General features: G+C 71.7%; 1 protein-coding gene. It reads left to right on the top strand.

Translation table 11 applies throughout. The annotated features are described in order from the left end of the window. Positions 1 to 27: 27 nt before the first annotated feature. Positions 28 to 2,195: condensation domain-containing protein (locus AB0G15_RS43410; RefSeq protein ID WP_362851576.1), on the top strand; the 2,168-nt coding region annotated here is incomplete at its 3' end.

Consider the following 2,195-nt stretch of genomic DNA (forward strand, 5'->3'; position numbering starts at 1 on the left):
GAGGCCGCACTGGAAGCCTTCCCCGCGGTGAGTCGCGCGGTGGTGGTCGCGGTGGGCGAGCGCCGCCAGCGCCGCCTGGCCGCGTTCGTCACCCCGGCCGGTATCGACCCCGAGCAGATCCGCACCTTCCTCGCCGACCGCCTCCCCACCCACGCCATCCCCCCGACCATCACCCCCCTGGACGAGCTTCCCCTCACCCCCAACGGAAAGGTCAGCAGATCCGCCCTCGTCTCCCTCGCGGAGGACACGTCGGTGATCGAGGCGGGGGAGGCACCCGCGGGGGCGGCCGAGATCCTGCTCGCCGAGATCTGGGCCGGACTGCTCGACCTTCCCGGGGTGCACCGCGCGGACAACTTCTTCGCCCTCGGCGGCGACTCGCTGCTCGCTACCCGTATGATCGCGCGGCTGCGGTCGGCGGGCGTCACCGACGCCAGGCTGACCCTGCTGTTCGACTCGCCGGTGCTCGCCGACTTCGCCGCGACCCTCACCCTGGACGAGACGCTCGTGCCCGCCAAGGTGCTGGGCGCCGACCTCGAACACCGCCACGATCCGTTCCCGCCCACAGAGGTGCAGCGCGCCTACTGGCTCGGCCGCGCCGAGCACTTCACGCTCGGTGGCGTCGGCTGCCACTTCTACACCGAGTTCGACGGCGACATCGACCTCGACCGGCTGCAGACCGCGTGGAACCTGCTGATCGAGCGGCACGAGATGCTCCGCGCCGTCTTCGACGAGGGAGGGTTCCAGCGCATCCTGCCCGAGGTGCCGCACTTCACGATCGCGATGGTCGACAGTGCCGAGCAGTTGCGCGAGCAGATGTCACACCAGGTGTTCGACCCGGCCACCTGGCCGCTGTTCGACGCGCGGGCCGCGAGACACGAAGGCCGCGTCCGGCTGGGGGTCGGCTTCGACAACATCGTCATCGACGCGTTGAGCACGATGGTCTTCTTCGCCGAACTCGACCTGCTCTACCACGACCCCGCCACCGTGCTCCCGCCGCTGGAGGTGTCGTTCCGCGACTACGTGCTCGGGCTCACCCCCGATCGCGCGGTCTTCGAAGCGGCCAAGGAGTACTGGGGTCGCCGCCTGCCCGAACTGCCGCCCGCGCCACGGCTGCCGCTGCGCGTCGACCCGGCCATGATCGACCGGCCCAGGTTCGTCCGCCGCGAGGTCAGGATGGACGCCGAACGCTGGAGCCGCGTCTCCGAGCTGGCCAGGAAGCACGACCTGACCGCCTCCACGGTGCTGGCGGCCGCCTTCGGCGAGATCCTCTCCGCCTGGAGCGCCCAGCCGGAGCTGACGCTCAACCTCACGCTGTTCGACCGGCGCGAGGTGCACCCCGACATCCACCGCGTCCTGGGCGACTTCACCTCGCTGATGCTCGTCGGCTACCGGTCGGGATCCGGCTGGCTGGAGGGCGCGCGCCGGCTGCAGGAGGAGGTCTGGCGGGGCCTGGAGCACGGCGAGGTCTCGGCCGTGTGGGTGATGCGCGAGCTGGCCAGGCGGGCCGACTCGATCGAGATGACCATGCCCGTGGTGTTCACCAGCATGCTGGGCGTCGCCGACGGCGGCGGGCTCGGGCCCTCCTTCGCCGAGCAGGTCTGGGGGGTGTCGCAGACCCCGCAGGTCTGGCTGGACTACCAGGTGGCGGAGGTCGACGGCGAGCTGCTCGTCCGCTGGGACGCGGTGGAGGAGCTGTTCGCGCCGGGCGTGCTGGACGCGATGTTCGACACGCATCTGAGCCTGCTGCGGTGGCTGTCGGAGGGCGACTGGTCGGCCCCGGCCCCCGTCGGCCTGCCGGTGGAGCAGGAGCTCGTCCGCCGGCGCGCCAACGACACCGAGGGTCCCGTGCCGGACGGCACCCTGCACGGCGCGTTCTTCACCCGCGCCTTCAGCGAGCCGCACCTGCCCGCGCTGATCTCCGACGCCGTCACGGTCACGTACGGGGAGCTGGCGGATCGGGCGTTGGGGGTCGCGGGGTTGTTACGCGGCTGGGGTGTGGTGCCGGGGGATGCGGTGGGGGTGGTGGTTCCCAAGGGTGTGGATCAGGTGGTCGCGGTGCTGGGGGTGCTGGCCGCGGGGGGTGTGTACGTGCCGGTGGGGGTGGACCAGCCGTTTGCCCGCCGGGAGTCGATCCTGTCCCGCGCCGGGGTGGTGCGGGTGCTGACCGAGGAGTCGGTGGCCGAAGCGCTCTTGAG

Origin of the sequence: Streptosporangium sp. NPDC023825 (assembly GCF_040639575.1) — a bacterium.
In the GTDB taxonomy this organism is placed as follows: domain Bacteria; phylum Actinomycetota; class Actinomycetes; order Streptosporangiales; family Streptosporangiaceae; genus Streptosporangium.